Source organism: Nonlabens sp. (assembly GCF_965660805.1).
In the GTDB taxonomy this organism is placed as follows: Bacteria; Bacteroidota; Bacteroidia; order Flavobacteriales; family Flavobacteriaceae; genus Nonlabens.
The window spans coordinates 21328-36193 of record NZ_CBFIBE010000022.1 but is presented as its reverse complement, the minus strand read 5'-3'; the positions used below and the strand labels follow the sequence as shown (position 1 = coordinate 36193).

18 protein-coding genes are annotated in these 14866 nt (G+C 36.4%); 11 read left to right on the top strand and 7 right to left on the bottom strand.

Going from position 1 to position 14866, the window contains the following annotated elements:
- From ACTF48_RS07085 to ACTF48_RS07075, 3 genes are all read left to right on the top strand, one after another.
- A partial coding sequence (locus ACTF48_RS07085; RefSeq protein WP_438962456.1) for an SDR family oxidoreductase occupies positions 1–269 on the top strand: 269 nt, incomplete at its 5' end.
- Between the two features lie 369 nt (positions 270–638).
- Positions 639–1721 (top strand): amidohydrolase family protein, encoded by a 1083-nt coding sequence (locus ACTF48_RS07080; RefSeq protein WP_438962455.1) that lies wholly within the window; start codon positions 639–641, stop codon positions 1719–1721.
- Between the two features lie 96 nt (positions 1722–1817).
- Positions 1818–2471 carry an O-methyltransferase gene (locus ACTF48_RS07075; protein ID WP_438962454.1) on the top strand — a complete coding sequence of 218 codons (654 nt, stop codon included), beginning with the start codon at positions 1818–1820 and terminating at the stop codon, positions 2469–2471.
- Between the two features lie 95 nt (positions 2472–2566).
- Here ACTF48_RS07075 and ACTF48_RS07070 read toward each other — a convergent pair whose 3' ends face one another.
- The 7 genes from ACTF48_RS07070 to ACTF48_RS07040 form a co-directional block, all read right to left on the bottom strand.
- Positions 2567–2842 carry a Sec-independent protein translocase subunit TatA/TatB gene (locus ACTF48_RS07070; protein WP_438962453.1) on the bottom strand — a complete coding sequence of 92 codons (276 nt, stop codon included), beginning with the start codon at positions 2840–2842 and terminating at the stop codon, positions 2567–2569.
- A gap of 52 nt (positions 2843–2894) precedes the next feature.
- Positions 2895–3740 (bottom strand): hypothetical protein, encoded by an 846-nt coding sequence (locus tag ACTF48_RS07065; protein ID WP_438962452.1) that lies wholly within the window; start codon positions 3738–3740, stop codon positions 2895–2897.
- Between the two features lie 142 nt (positions 3741–3882).
- Positions 3883–6180, bottom strand: coding sequence for a M1 family metallopeptidase (locus ACTF48_RS07060; RefSeq protein WP_438962451.1), 2298 nt, complete (start codon positions 6178–6180; stop codon positions 3883–3885).
- Between the two features lie 64 nt (positions 6181–6244).
- Positions 6245–6796, bottom strand: a complete 552-nt coding sequence (locus ACTF48_RS07055) for a DUF6702 family protein (RefSeq protein WP_438962450.1) — start codon at positions 6794–6796, stop codon at positions 6245–6247.
- 36 nt (positions 6797–6832) lie between these two features.
- A complete protein-coding gene (locus ACTF48_RS07050) occupies positions 6833–7372 on the bottom strand; it encodes a hypothetical protein (RefSeq protein ID WP_438962449.1) in 540 nt (179 codons plus the stop codon).
- An 8-nt stretch (positions 7373–7380) separates the two neighbouring features.
- Positions 7381–8208 carry a carboxypeptidase-like regulatory domain-containing protein gene (locus ACTF48_RS07045; RefSeq protein ID WP_438962448.1) on the bottom strand — a complete coding sequence of 276 codons (828 nt, stop codon included), beginning with the start codon at positions 8206–8208 and terminating at the stop codon, positions 7381–7383.
- A gap of 4 nt (positions 8209–8212) precedes the next feature.
- Complete coding sequence (locus tag ACTF48_RS07040) at positions 8213–9028, bottom strand: carboxypeptidase-like regulatory domain-containing protein (protein ID WP_438962447.1); 816 nt, start codon at positions 9026–9028, stop codon at positions 8213–8215.
- A gap of 98 nt (positions 9029–9126) precedes the next feature.
- Between ACTF48_RS07040 and pepE the strand changes: the two genes are divergently transcribed.
- The 8 genes from pepE (at position 9127) to ACTF48_RS07000 (ending at position 14716) form a co-directional block, all read left to right on the top strand.
- Positions 9127–9840 (top strand): dipeptidase PepE, encoded by a 714-nt coding sequence (gene pepE / locus ACTF48_RS07035; RefSeq protein WP_438962446.1) that lies wholly within the window; start codon positions 9127–9129, stop codon positions 9838–9840.
- A gap of 134 nt (positions 9841–9974) precedes the next feature.
- Positions 9975–10100, top strand: a complete 126-nt coding sequence (locus tag ACTF48_RS07030) for a hypothetical protein (protein ID WP_438962445.1) — start codon at positions 9975–9977, stop codon at positions 10098–10100.
- Between the two features lie 14 nt (positions 10101–10114).
- The gene (locus ACTF48_RS07025; RefSeq protein ID WP_438962444.1) at positions 10115–10651 is read left to right on the top strand and encodes a GNAT family N-acetyltransferase; all 537 of its coding nucleotides are present in this window, start codon (positions 10115–10117) and stop codon (positions 10649–10651) included.
- Complete coding sequence (locus ACTF48_RS07020; RefSeq protein ID WP_438962443.1) at positions 10632–11090, top strand: GNAT family N-acetyltransferase; 459 nt, start codon at positions 10632–10634, stop codon at positions 11088–11090. Before ACTF48_RS07025 ends, ACTF48_RS07020 begins: the two co-directional genes overlap by 20 nt.
- Positions 11087–11785: a M15 family metallopeptidase gene (locus ACTF48_RS07015; protein WP_438962442.1), complete on the top strand. Its 699-nt coding sequence runs from the start codon at positions 11087–11089 to the stop codon at positions 11783–11785. The genes ACTF48_RS07020 and ACTF48_RS07015 overlap by 4 nt, the downstream gene beginning before the upstream one ends.
- 58 nt (positions 11786–11843) lie before the next feature.
- Positions 11844–12602, top strand: coding sequence for a tetratricopeptide repeat protein (locus ACTF48_RS07010; RefSeq protein WP_438962441.1), 759 nt, complete (start codon positions 11844–11846; stop codon positions 12600–12602).
- Between the two features lie 75 nt (positions 12603–12677).
- Positions 12678–14036 carry a UDP-N-acetylmuramate--L-alanine ligase gene (locus ACTF48_RS07005; protein ID WP_438962440.1) on the top strand — a complete coding sequence of 453 codons (1359 nt, stop codon included), beginning with the start codon at positions 12678–12680 and terminating at the stop codon, positions 14034–14036.
- A 5-nt stretch (positions 14037–14041) separates the two neighbouring features.
- Positions 14042–14716 carry a M24 family metallopeptidase gene (locus tag ACTF48_RS07000; protein ID WP_438962439.1) on the top strand — a complete coding sequence of 225 codons (675 nt, stop codon included), beginning with the start codon at positions 14042–14044 and terminating at the stop codon, positions 14714–14716.
- Positions 14717–14866: the final 150 nt, after the last annotated feature.

Below are 14866 nucleotides of genomic sequence, written 5' to 3'. Positions count from 1 at the left end.
AATTAGGACCACATGGCATAACCGTAAATAACGTCTTACCAGGATTTACCGCAACAGAACGACTAGACGCCATCATAAAAGGAAAAGCACAACGCGCCAACCATAGTGAAGAAGAAGCTGCAACTATTATGAAAAGTTATGTGCCTGCCAGAAGATTTGCTCAGGCAGATGAAGTTGCAAACGCAATCACTTTCCTAGCCAGCGATAAAGCCTCTTACATCAACGGTATTAATTTACCTGTCGATGGTGGTAGAACGAAGAGTTTATAGAATTTGAACTTGAAAACATACTCGAATTTGAATTTGAGCTCGAAGTTGAAAACAAATTGAAAAGCGAAATCTTTTCCCCTACCCTAAAGGGTGAGATTACTGGTTGAAATTGAAATCGATTCTTTAAAGCTTAAAACACTCCATATCTAGAGGACTATTGAAATTAAATGATAATTTAATTGAATATTCCAAACCTAACTCATGGGATGGGTGCTTTTTTATTTAAAAAAAATCATTTCTTAAATATTAAAGGTTTCCCTAAGAAATCTGAATTAAACTATTTTTTTGTGATCATAACCTTGAGAGTTAAGGGGTACAAACTAAAGAAATCTTTGTACTTTGTACTCCTGACTTAATACTCTAATTATCATGTCAAAAAAACTACGCATAAACGGCCACTCACATTTACTACCATATCCCGAACAGATACCTGATTTCATGCGTGAAAAAGGGATTTTTTGGGTAGATCCTGAGCGCAAGAACATGCTTCAAAAAGACTGGTCGCGTCCTGTAACAGATTCTAGTTTTTTCTTAAACGAAAAACTGGAATGGATGGATAAATACAAGATAGACCATGCCGTTATTTTAAACTTGAGCCAGCTCTATGGAAACGGCTTGCGACTAGAGGAAATGAAACAAGCGCTCCGTTTTCAAAACGATTTTAATGCCAAAGTACAACACGATCACCCTTCAAAATTCACAAGCGGTTTTGTGGTTCACCCAGGTTTTGTGCGTGGTGCTTTGTGGGAAATCGAGCGATGTGTTAAAGTTCTAGGCATGAAATTACTGTGCTTACCTACACATTATATGGACACCATAGGTCAGTGGCGCTGTATTTTTGATGAAGAAAATGAACCTATTTTTGAACTTGCTAGCGAACTCAATCTTGCGGTAGAAATTCACCCTTATGATGGAGAGAAATTTATAAAATTACAAAACACATCATGGCGTTTCCATTTGATATGGATGCTCGCTCAGTGTGCAGATGCGTATCATTTTCTAACCTTAAATGGATATGCGTTTAAATATCCTAATATGAGAATTTGTTTTGCTCATGGTGGCCAGCTCGCCCAAATGAACTTAGGACGTAGAATCCAAGGATTTGACGGTAGACCAGATTTATTTGAAGGAAAAACGCATCCACGTAAATCTGTGGGACATCCTAATATCTTTTTTGACACACTGGTACATGACACAGGTTCTTTAGAATTATTAGTAAAAAATCAAGGAGCAAAACAGGTGCTTGTAGGGCTTGATGATCCTTATCCACTAGGAGAAATGGACAGCGAGAAACAGTCCAGTTATCCCGGTAAAATCCTAGATCTAGCCATGGACCGTAAAATTATCTCGCAAGAGGACTATGACGGTATGTGGGACGAGCATGTGGTACGATGGTTATTTGGAAATGATGAAGCGGCAAAGAAGGAATTTTATGAAAGACTTTCTATTTAGTCCTTAGTCTTTTAATCCTTAGTCTACAGTTCTCAAAATAATCTAGTTAGTAATTAACCTATTCCGCATCAAGTGCGGCATGACCCTATTCAAAAAATGTTTTTTCTCCCAAATAATCTCGACGATTACATCGTTGCTCATTCTGAAGATGAGCCTCAAATCTTAAAGGATCTAACGCGTGAAACGCATCAAAAGGTCTTACAACCTATCATGCTTTCTGGTGCTTATCAAGGTCGTGTACTGAGTATGATATCTCATTTAAAAGCACCTCAGCGCGTTCTAGAAATAGGAACGTTTACAGGCTACTCTGCTTTATGCCTTGCTGAAGGCATGCCTGCTGGTAGTGAACTCATTACCATAGATATTAATGAAGAGCTTGAGGATATGGTAAGTAAGTATTTTACTCGCTTTTGCGAAAGCGTAAACCAGAACATCTCCTTTACCCAAAAAATAGGTCCTGCACTGGAAATCATTCCTGAACTGGATGGTAAATTTGACCTCATTTTTATAGATGCTGACAAGCCTAATTATATCCATTACTTTCATGCCATTATGGAGAAAGTGAATTCTGGAGCGCTTATCATTTCTGATAATGTATTATGGCACGGTAAGGTGGTAGAAGAGCTGAAACCTAAAGACAGCTCTACTCCTATTTTACTAAAATTCAATAGTCTATTAAAAGAAGACCCAAGGTTACAAACGGTATTATTTTCTATTAGAGATGGTTTAACACTAAGCCGTGTTCTATAGTTTTACAATGATTGTATTGAAGAGCTTATAAAAAACACCTGTTAAGTCAACTAAGCAAAAATTAATTTTAACGACCTTACAAACACAAATGGGTATTACATTCTACGTTTGATAGAGCCAGTTTCTTCAATTTGATCTTTTACTTCTTCAATTTTAGAAGTGATTTGTTTCACATCTTCTGTAAAGCCATGCTCATCAGCAGATTTTGAGATTTCATTTTTAATATCATCTGTAGCATTGCGCACGGTGTTCATGGCGCGAGCTATCCCACGCGCTATTTCAGGAAGTTTATCTGACCCGAATACTAAAATAACCACTAAGCCCACAATCATGAGCTCTGGCGTACTGATAACAAGTGGTAAAAAAATCATGGTGCAAATATACCATTTGGGAAATTCATAGCACTTTTAAGAATGTTATAATTTAGGGTCTGTAATTAAAGAATTCAAAATAAGTAGAAGTCATCATTCCTTGAGTCACGATAAGCTCTCTTGACATAGGAAACCCCTCAGCATCTAACTCATAGTTATAATCTACACTGCGCTCTAACTGAGCAGAACCGCTAGACAAATCATAATCGATTCTAGTTGCTGGTAAAAAACGGCTGTAAGGAACAAATTCATCAAACATAAAAAGCCTTATAATATCATTCATGTCTGTAAATGGGTTTTTATTAAAATTATAAGTAAACTCAGAATACCCTTGAATGATACCGTTAGTATTTAATTTATCAATACGCAGTACATTAAAGTTTTGGGAATATTGCAGTCTTAAATCCTCTGTTTGAGAAACCACTCCAGCAAGATCAGTTTGTGTAGTAAGCACTCTGTTGAATCTATTTTGAATATCTGTAAAAAGTGCTTTAGTGATCGTATTTCCAGTAGTATCTATATAACTTAATTCTACCGTAGCAACTGATTGTATAGAGCTGTCATTCCCATAAGTCACGACTATGCTTACAGGTGCCATAAGATTATCATTAATAATAAGTGACTCTAACTTATTTCCATTATTATAACTCGCTATTGTGTTTATATTTAAGCTTCCAGTCTCTGTAATGGCACTCAATAGCTCCTTATTATTATACTCAAAATTAATAGAACGGGTAATATTTGTGGTAAGATCAGTAGCTACTTGAATAGAGCTTAACTGTCTTAACTCAATAACAGGCTCTATAACCTCATTTGTATCAGAATTTTGATCTTCTAAAGAAGGATCATCACAGCTAAAAAGGAGTAAACTCAGTAAGAAAAGAATAGGAAACTTCATAAAACAAATGTAATATCAAAAACAACAATTAAATAGTCCAATATTTAATACCAATTAAATTGGTATAATTACTCCTTTTGATATAACACAAAAAAACCAGATTCATTGTGAATCTGGTTTTAAAAATCTAAAGTGAAGTTTCTTACTTCTTCAATTCTTCAAACTTATCTACTTTAGGCTCTTGTGGCCATGAGTTATTTGAAGTATCAATATCTGCCGTTTCTAGCTTAGGATCGATCACAATCCCTACGATTTCTTTTTGAGTTGCTTTGGCTAAGCTCACTTCTTTATCGTTCAGTCTCCATATTTCTGCTGGGTGCGTTACTTTTTCAGTAGTACCATCAGCATAAGTGTATTCTATGATGATAGGCATTACTAGACCACCTGGCTTTTCAACGGTAATTTGATAGAAGAACTTAGGCTCTTTTATAGCAGCACGCTGTTCAGCTGTGAAATTATTTTCCATGTAGTCTTTTAACTCACCTACAACCTCGCTAGGAGCTTTACCTTTTAAATCTTCTTTATAATCTTCACTACCTTCTTTAACCATGTACACCAGCTGTGGTACTCGATCTTTAGGAATATTTCTTGATTCAAGATAATCTTTAATTTCTTGATTCATCTCGCTAGATACATAGTACTTATCTACAGATTTCACACCCATATCAACATACTGTGTCGTGTAAAACCATCCTCTCCAGAACCAGTCTAGATCCATAGCACTTGCATCTTCCATAGTACGGAAAAAATCTTCTGGAGTTGGGTGTTTAAACATCCATCTTTGCGCATAAGTACGGAAAGAGTAATCAAACAACTCACGTCCCATTACCGTTTCTCTTAAAATATTTAAGGCAGTTCCAGGCTTACCATAAGCGTTTGAACCAAATTGATATGTATTCAATCCTTTACTCATAATAGGAGCTATATAATTTTGATCTCCTGCCATGTAAGGAACAATTTTGGCCGCTGGTCCACGACGCGATGGGTAAGCATCCAGTCCTTCAATAGCTTCAGGATAAGTTGTTCCAAAATCTTGCTCAGCAACATATTGAGTAAAAGTTGTTAAACCTTCATCCATCCAGGTCCACTGGCGTTCATCACTATTTACAATCATAGGGAAGTAATTATGTCCTATTTCATGGATAATTACTGATATCATACCAAATTTTACACGATCACTATAACTACCGTCTGGTTCAGGACGTCCATAATTCCAGCAAATCATAGGATATTCCATTCCTTGGTTTTTTGCATGAACAGAAATTGCCTTGTGATATGGATAATCAAAAGTCATTCTAGAAAACGACTTTAAAGTTTGTGCAACCGCTCTTGTGGACCATTGTTCCCATAGAGGATTTCCTTCTGGCGCATAAATAGAAACTGCCATCACATCATTTTCTCCTACTTTTACCGCCATAGCATCGGCTATATAGCGACGGGAAGAAGTCCACCCAAAATCACGCACGTAATCTGCCTTTAATTTCCAAGTTTTAGTCTTAGTAGCTCCTGGCATCATCGCTAGTTTTTCAGCTTCTTCTTGTGTTCTAATTACTACTGGTTTATCAAAAGATTTTTGAGCTTGCTCATATCTTTTTAACTCTGTAGAAGTGTAAACATCCTTGCGATTTGTTAATTTCCCGGTACCGTCTAACCAGTGATCTTCAGGTACAGTAATATTTACTTCAAAGGTTCCAAAAGGTAATGCAAACTCATCACGTCCCCAGAACTGGCTGTTTTGCCATCCTTCTACATCATTATACACACACATTCTAGGATAGAATTGCGCTATCACATAAGCTCTGTGACCATCAGGAAACTGCTCATAACCACTACGACCACGACCTTCTACGTGATTGTTAATGTTATAATCCCATTCTATATCAAATTCAAACTTTTTACCTGGCTCTAGAGACTCAGGCATTTCTACACGCATCATGGTCTGGTTAATCATATACTTTAAAGGATTTCCTTTAGAGTCTAATACTTTAGTAATATTGAATCCACCATCAAAAGGTTCTTTCATATATTCACCAGCAAAACCTTGAGGCTGCATGAATGGAGAAACTCCACTACCTTCAATAAGAGGAGATTTAGAATCTTTTGCACGCTTATTCTGATCTAATTGCACCCATAAATAATCCAGCACATCAGGAGAATTATTAGTATAAGTAATGGTTTCATATCCATAAATATGATGATTTTCATCATCTAACCTTATCTCCATTTCATAATCTGCACGCTGCTGATAGTAGTTAGGTCCTGGCGCTCCACTTGCACTGCGATACTGGTTAGGTGTGGAAAATTCCTGATACAGTTGACGGAATTTGTTAATGTTGTAATGTTCTTCTGCCTTAGGCTCTTCTTCTGATTCTGCTGTTTGAGCAAAACCTGCAAAGGAAACCATCAACATACTGACAAACAATAGTTTAAAAGCTTTCATTTTTCTTGTTTAGATTTTATAATACGCTAAAATAAGAATAATAGAATTGTAGTGAAGTTTTTAACTAAAACTTCACGAGATCTATTTTCTTAGTTACATCCATTAATAAAGTCTTGCGCTGGGCTTTAACCTTTAAATGAACCATGTTTTTTTGTTCTTCAAATAGTTCTAGCAAGGCCGTAAAGCGCATTTCTATTTCGCTAGGCTCTTGTTCTACGTTAATTTCAATATACAGAACGATTTGATCGTTTTCCAGTTCTGATCCCAGATAAGAAATTGGTATAATTTCTCCATCTACCTTAACACGTAGCTTTGCATTAAAATAGTCATTTATTAAAGATTTGTATCGTTCTAAACTTCCTTCTTGAGTAAAAACTATTTCTTTTTCAACTCTTGCAGATAGTGCTTTTTCTAAATCATCTATAAAAAAACGTGAAGTCATTTGAAGGGCTCCAACTTTTGCGTTATACTTTACATTTGAGACAGAGAGGTAGTATTTATGAGCTGTTTGCAGCACGCTTTCGCGAAAGCGTAATTCTTCAACTCCTGGTTCTAAAACAGTAGCATTTAAAAAAAGTGATCCTAGTGTTAAAAGGGCAATTAATATTTTATTCATGGGTAAATTAGACTTGTAAATAAGGTAATTGTTAGATTAAGGAATTATAGGTACATTTCCTAAAAATGTTCCGTGGAACTCATCTCCATTTTGATCCATTCCATCTATGGTAATGGCATAACCTGTAGAGTACCTTTGCACTCTTACATAACCACTATCTATGCCTATAAATGGTTGTAATGTCATAGTAGCATCATAGGTAACTGAATATTTCACGGCCACATTTGCACTTTCTTGCAAGCTAGAGATCTCGTAAAGTCCTGTTTGAAAACCATCTAACGAATTTCCGTAAAAATCTAGTATAATTAAGGGGCCTTCACCTTCTAATTCATCCATAGAATTAAGGGAAACACCATCTCCTATAAGAGTGACTGGTGTTCTAATGGCTGTGCTACTTGCTTGAAAAGTTTCTCCCCTAAAAGCACCTATGGTTTCAAAATTTACAGTTTGATCTCCATAACAAAATGAGTTTACCTGTATAGCTGGAGCAGGTTGTAAATCATCATCACTAATACAAGAGGTAGCTGCTATTAAAACCGCTACTAGGGTTAACCATTTAGTTACTTTTTGCATCATTATATATTTTACTGTTTTTTTCTTTCTTTATATACCTGAGAAGCATCTGAAAGGAATTGTAACAATTCCATTTCATTATCAGGATGCATCATTTCATTACTGAGCCCACGATCTGTGGCAAAGTACATGAAGTCATAAAGATCTTCTTCTTTAATATCTAGAAACTCTACTAGATGTGCAGCGTCAAACTGGTTTTTTAAAACAGCTACATTAAATCGTTCTTCAACCGTATTTGCACTACCGAAATCTATGTTTAAGGCGTTCAACGCCACGTTTGCCACTACTGCCACCAGCAAACCTACTAAATTAAACATATTACCTCTAGGCATGGACTGCATCATAGCCTCATGGCGCAATGGATAATCTGCGGGCTGCCTTACCATATCAGACAGTGTGTTTTCTGTACGATCTATCGCAGGTGTCCACATGTTCTGACCTGTAATTTTTTCCATGCGTGTGTCTGCGGTTTCTAGCTTTTTTAGATTGAGATAAACATTCTGATCTCCTTCTAGAATAATTTTATCCAGTACATTTATTCCATCTCCTAAGGTTATAGTCACTACCTTTTCTTTAATAGTCCTATCTGTAACTACAAGTGTTACAGGCTCATGTTCAGGAGACTTAAAAATAACCTTATCTCCAGCTTTAACGTCGATCCTATAACTTCCTGTAGATGTAGTGACAGTAGTCTCAAAACTATTCTCATTAAAAATAGTAATTCCTGCAACAGGTTCATCGAGTTCATTCTGTATATATCCTTTTATTTGAACACGATCTACCTGAGATAATGTTATAACAGGAAGTAAAAAGAGTAATAGAAAAAAATACTGCTTCATAATATTACTTTTTACGGTTTTTAAAAGACACCACTTGTCTGGACAAAAACTCAAGCAGGTCTAATTGATTTTTAGCTTGAACAAGTTCTTTAGTCAGACCATGATCTACGGCAAAATACTTGAACTCTAGAAGCTCATCTTCATTTAAACCTAGGTAATCCATTAAGTATGCCTTACTGTACTTGTTCTTAAGTAAAATAAGTGCATTATTCTCTACAGGAACAGAATCATCCTTAGAAATATTTTTTACATCTAGACTACGAGCAATTTGAGCGGTATTAATATGAGCGGCTAGACCTACCATATTAAATCGCGGTTGACTTTGTTCAAAAGCTTCACCTCTTACCTCATATTCATTAGGTAAACGCACGCGATCTGAAAAAGTGTTATCTACACGATCTACAGCTGCTGTTCTTATATTCTCTACAGTAACATCTTCTAATCCAGCATCTACTGTTTCTATACGTGTGACTGGAATCATAAAACTGGTGCTACTCACGTTAACGTCATCCAGCTGCTTAACATCTGCTTTAAGCGTTAAATTAATGTTCTTTTCTTGAAGCACTACATCAGTTATTTTTATAGAAAAAGACTCAAACTGAACCGCTTTAAAAGAAAGCTCGTCATTTACCATAGCATCTATATAAAAAGCACCATCATCATTAGTAACCGTTCCTTCTAGCGAGTTATTATTAAAAACGGTAACTCCCAGGAGTGGTGAATTCAACTCTGAGTTTATCGTTCCTTTAATTTGAACGCGTTCTTTTTGCGCTGTACTGAGCAGTCCTGTTAAAAGAAAAAAGAATAATATATTTTTCATAGCCTTAATTATATCAAGCAAGTTAAACTAAAATCGCTTTTTGATAACGATAACATTATCCAATTAATTGTTAAATACCTTTGTACAAAAGCTTTGCTATGAGAAACATGATTATTGCCAGCACCTCAACCATTCACGGCAGTGGTTATTTAGAATATATCCTTAAGAATGTAACCTCAGTATTGAACAAATTAAATGTGACTGAGGTGCTTTTTATTCCTTATGCACGTCCTGGTGGTATTTCACATGATGATTATACTCAAAAAGCACACCATGTTTTATTCTCACAAGGTATAAAAGTAGTAGGAATACACACTTTTGAAAATAAGATAGAAGCGATTGAAAATGCTCAAGCTGTTTTTACTGGTGGTGGTAACACTTTTCAACTCGTTAAGATGCTTCATGACCTCGAGCTCATGACTCCGTTAAGAAAAGTCATTTTTAATGGTACTTTTTACCTGGGAACCAGTGCTGGAAGTAATATTTGTGGACTTAACATGCGTACTACAAATGACATGCCCATAGTACAACCATCAAGTTTTAAAACCACTGGAGCAGTAGGATATAATATTAATCCACATTACCTAGATCCTATAGAAGGCTCTACACATAAAGGAGAAACTAGAGAACAGCGCATTAAAGAGTTCCACGTTTATAATAACATTCCTGTGATAGGATTGAGAGAAGGTAGTTTCATTAGAATTCAAGGAGCTCAAGAGATTTTACATGGACCGCATACCGCGAGAGTATTTTTGCAAGATCAAGAACCCATAGAAGTAAAAAGCGGCTATGATTTTGCTCAACTGGTTTAAAAAATTAACTTTAATGAAAATAGATGGTTTTCACATTCCATTGAAACAAAAAAGAGGATCACACCATTAAAAAACTCACCTATACCTAAGAAAAAGATATCAAGACCATAGACTACAAGAAGACAGATCACAGTATGGTAGGAAATGGTTTAGGAGGCAAACTAGTCGGTATTAGTTCCGCTTTCGCGAAAGCAGAACAACTAAAAATCATTGAGCTTTATACATTTGCTGAAGTAATAAGTTATAGAAAACCTGAATAAAGCAACACCAGCCTATGACACTTAAATTTGAAACAGAACGATTGCTTTTGAGACCTTTTCAAGAGGATGATGCCCCTTTTTTATTTGAACTAAACAGTGATGAAGAAGTTATGCGTTATACTGGTGATGTCCCTTTTAAAAGTATAGAAGAGGCACGCAAATTTGCCATAGATTACATTCATAAGCCAGACAGTCAGTTTATAAAATACCAGATGGGTAGACTTGCGGTAATAAGAAAGGAAGACCATGCTTTTATAGGCTGGTCTGGACTTAAATATCATCCCGAAGAAAATTTTGTAGATACAGGCTATAGACTCATGAAAAAATACTGGGGTAAAGGTTATGCAACAGAATCTACTAAACGTGTCCTGCAACATGGTTTTGAAGATCACGAACTAGACGCGGTCGTTGCTCATGTACATGAACATAATATAGGATCACAACGTGTGGCTTTAAAACTTAACATGAAGCTAGATCATCGTTTTTTATGGGAAGGAAAAGAACCTGCACGATGTTATAAAATCACAAGAGATGAATATAGAAATACGTAGTATAAGCGCCTTAGAGACTTATCCCGTTAGACATCCTATTTTAAGAGCTGGAAGACCTATAGAAGAGTGTTATTTTAATGGTGATGAGCTAGACACTACAGTGCATTTAGGTGTTTTTATAAACGGTACTATTACTGCTGTTGCTAGTTATTTACAGCACCAAGACCCAACGGTAGAACCATTAACTTCACTTAAAAAAGAGCAATGTTATCAATTAAGAGGAATGGCTGTTCTACAAGATATGCAAGGAAAACAACTGGGTAAAAAACTACTATTACATGCTGAGCAACTATTTATGAATAAAGGCGTTAAAGCCTTATGGTTTAACGCACGTGCTATTGCTATACCTTTTTATGAGAAAATGGGATACCACAAAGCGAGTGGAGCATTTGAAATAACTCCTATAGGAACCCATTATAAAATGTATAAATTATTATGAAAATCTTACTTTGTTTTTTTCTTTTAACTACCGCTATAACAGTGAGTCAGCCCAGCACTGATCAACTCACGGGAAAAGACAGCAACCCTAAAAACCTACTCGATCCTTCCACCCAAAGCGCTTTTAATAAAATGCACACTGCCGCTCTTAAAGATGGAATAGACCTTAAAATAGTGTCTGGTTACCGCAGTTTTACAAGACAGCGCCAGATCTGGAATCGTAAATACAAGAAATACCAAACACAAGGATTATCACCTGATGAAATTTTTGATAAGATTGTAGAATACTCTACCGTACCAGGAACAAGCCGCCATCACTGGGGCACAGATATAGACATCATAGACCAGAGCGCATCTTTTACTGGTGACGTACTAGTTCCTCATAAATTTCATGGAGAAGGTCCTTTTTGTAATATGAAAGAATGGATGGAACTAAATGCTCCTAAATATGGTTTTGAACTGGTCTATACACTTAACGAAAATCGTACTGGTTTCCATTACGAACCATGGCATTATAGCTATGCACCGCTTGCGCAAAAACTCCTTCAAGAATACTTATCAGAAAATGACTTCCTTAACTTTTTAAGAACCCAAAACATAATGGGCATGAAAGATATCAGTAATACTCGATTGCTACGATATTATAAGGAGCATATTCAAGGGGTAAACCCTAACCTACTCTTAAATAAAAACTAACCACTTAATTTAACAACTCATTAAAGTGGATTGGCGCGCTTTTTGATATTTTTAGAGCATGAAAAAAATACTTTTTATCTTAATAGCGCTTTGTAGTGCAATGGGTTATGGTCAGGACGCTTTTGCAAAAGCGGAATCCTTATACAAGATTAAAAAGTATGAAGAGGCTAAGCCTTTATTCAAAGCACTACTGCAAGAAAATCAAAAAGACCCTAAAATATTAAGACGCCTGGGCGACATAGAGTCCTATGCAAAAAGATATAAAACCGCTTTTCCATATTATAAAATGTTACTTGATTTAGATCAATCAAACGCCGATGCTCATTTTCTCTATGGTGGCACGCTAGGTTTACATGCAAAAAACGTTTCTAAACTAGACGCGTTAGGTTACCTGGACGACATTAAACACCACCTCAAAGAAGCGGCAAATCTGGACGCAAACCATATTGAAACACGGTGGGCACTGGTTCAATTGTACTGCGAGCTACCTGCCATAGTAGGTGGTTCTTATAAAAGCAGTCGACAGTATGCAGACCAGTTGCAAAAAATATCTCCTGTAGATGGTTATCTAGCTCATGGTTTTATTGCTGAGCATGATAAAGAATACCGCGATGCCGAAAAATTTTATAAAAAAGCTATAGAAGTAGGTGGTTCACTAACTACATATAGAAAACTCATATCACTGTATGAGCATAAAACTAGAGAATACCTTAAAGCACTCGTTCTCTTACAAGAAGCATATGCTACACATAAAGACCCTAGCTTATTAGAAGAAATAGGTATGCTTAAAGAGAATTATGATTTAGTAGGCGATTAGTATTACTAAGTACAGTAATTCCTAGACATTCCATTCTTTTATTACTAGCTTTACATCTTATAAAGCTTTTAAATTATGCGCGTACATTTTATCGCGATAGGCGGCAGCGCCATGCACAATCTCGCTCTTGCATTACATCATAAAGGATATCAAGTCACTGGTAGCGATGATACTATTTTTGAACCTAGTAAATCCAGACTGGAAAAGTATGGTTTACTTCCCGCAGAAATGGGCTGGCAACCAGAACAAATTACGACTGACATAGATGCAGTAATACTAGGAATGCATGCTAAAGCTGACAACCCAGAACTTTTAAAAGCTCAAGAACTAGACCTAAAGATTTATTCTTATCCTGAATATCTTTATGAACAGTCTAAAAACAAAACACGTGTCGTAATAGGTGGCTCTCATGGCAAAACCACTATTACTTCCATGATCTTACACGTCATGCATTACCATGACCGCGAGGTAGATTATATGGTCGGTGCACAGTTAGAAGGTTTTCATACCATGGTGCAACTTACAGATGATAACGAATTTATGATACTGGAAGGTGATGAATATTTATCCAGTCCTATAGACCGCAGACCTAAATTTCATTTATACCAGCCTAACATTGCTTTAATATCAGGAATAGCATGGGATCATATTAATGTATTCCCTACTTGGGAGAATTATTTGAGTCAGTTTGAAACCTTTGTAGAGTGCATGCGTGATGGAAGTATTCTTGTTTACAATGAAGATGATCCTGCTGTGAAACAAATCGCTGAGGCTGCCACAAAACCAACTCGAAAACACGCTTACACGATACCACAACACAGTATTATTAATGGCACAACTTATCTAGAAACTCCTGAAGGTGATATGCCTATAGAAGTTTTTGGCAAGCATAATTTATCTAATCTCGCTGGTGCAAAATGGATTTGCCAGCACATGGGTATAGATGAAGATGATTTTTATGAAGCGATTGCTACCTTTAAAGGTGCCTCCAAGCGTTTAGAAAAAGTTGCCGAAAATAAAAGCTGTGTGATTTATAAAGATTTTGCTCATTCACCTAGTAAAGTAGAAGCTACGACTAGAGCTGTGCATCATCAATATAGCGAGCGCAAACTTATAGCCTGCCTTGAACTACATACCTATTCCAGTCTCAATCCAGAGTTTCTAGAACAATACAAAAACACACTAGATGCTGCCGATGTAGTTGTGGTTTTTTACAGCCCACATGCGGTGCAGATTAAAAAACTAGAGCCTATTAGTCAAGAACAGATTTTTGAGGCCTTTGACAGAGACGACCTGATCATAAAAACTGATCCAGCCGATTTTAAAGAATGGCTTTTTAGTCAAGATTTTAATAACACCGCAGTTTTAATGATGAGCAGCGGTAATTACGGTGGATTAGACTTTGAGGAGTTGAGAGGAATGGTTAGTAGTTAGTGAAAATGAATCAAACCCTTAAAAACCTCATCGCTGCCGAGGCTAAAGCAGCACAACTGTTTCAAGAAATTGAAAACAGGAACATCATTGCGGCTGGAAAAACAGAAAAAGAAATAAACACGGACGTTTTTAAATTAGCAGATGAGCTTTTTGGGATTAAAAAGTACTGGCACAAACGCATTGTACGTGCTGGAGCAAACACCTTGCATCCCTATGATGAGAATCCGCCAGATTTAGTGGTGCAGGAAGATGATATTGTGTTCTTAGATTTTGGACCTATTCTAGAAGAATGGGAAGCAGACTATGGACGCACGTATGTCATAGGTACTGACCCATTAAAAATTAAACTTCAACAAGATATAGAAACGGCCTGGCAAGAATGTAGAGATTATTTCTTCTCTCAAACTGAATTAACTGGTGCGCAATTCTATAATTATTGCGTTCACAAAGCAAAAGACTACGGCTGGGAATATGGTGGACCTATTGCCGGTCATTTGATCGGTCATTTCCCGCATGAAAATCTAGAAAGTGAAAACAAGCTCAACTACATCCATCCTGAGAATTCAAAAGATCTCTTTGATCCTGATGGAAATGGAGCCAAAAGAGAATGGATTTTAGAAATTCATTTTGTGGATCGTGAAAGAGAAATAGGTGGATTTTTTGAGCAGTTGTTAGTATGAAAAACTTTCGTGTGTCAAACCCTTTTGATATTCCGCAAGCGAAAGTATCGGTTTTCCCTTGATCTCAAGGGAAAGGCTTTTGCTAAATTAGTACAAAGTTTGGAAAACGTAAAGTATCATCTTCCCTTGAGGGAAGACAGGAGTTGGGTG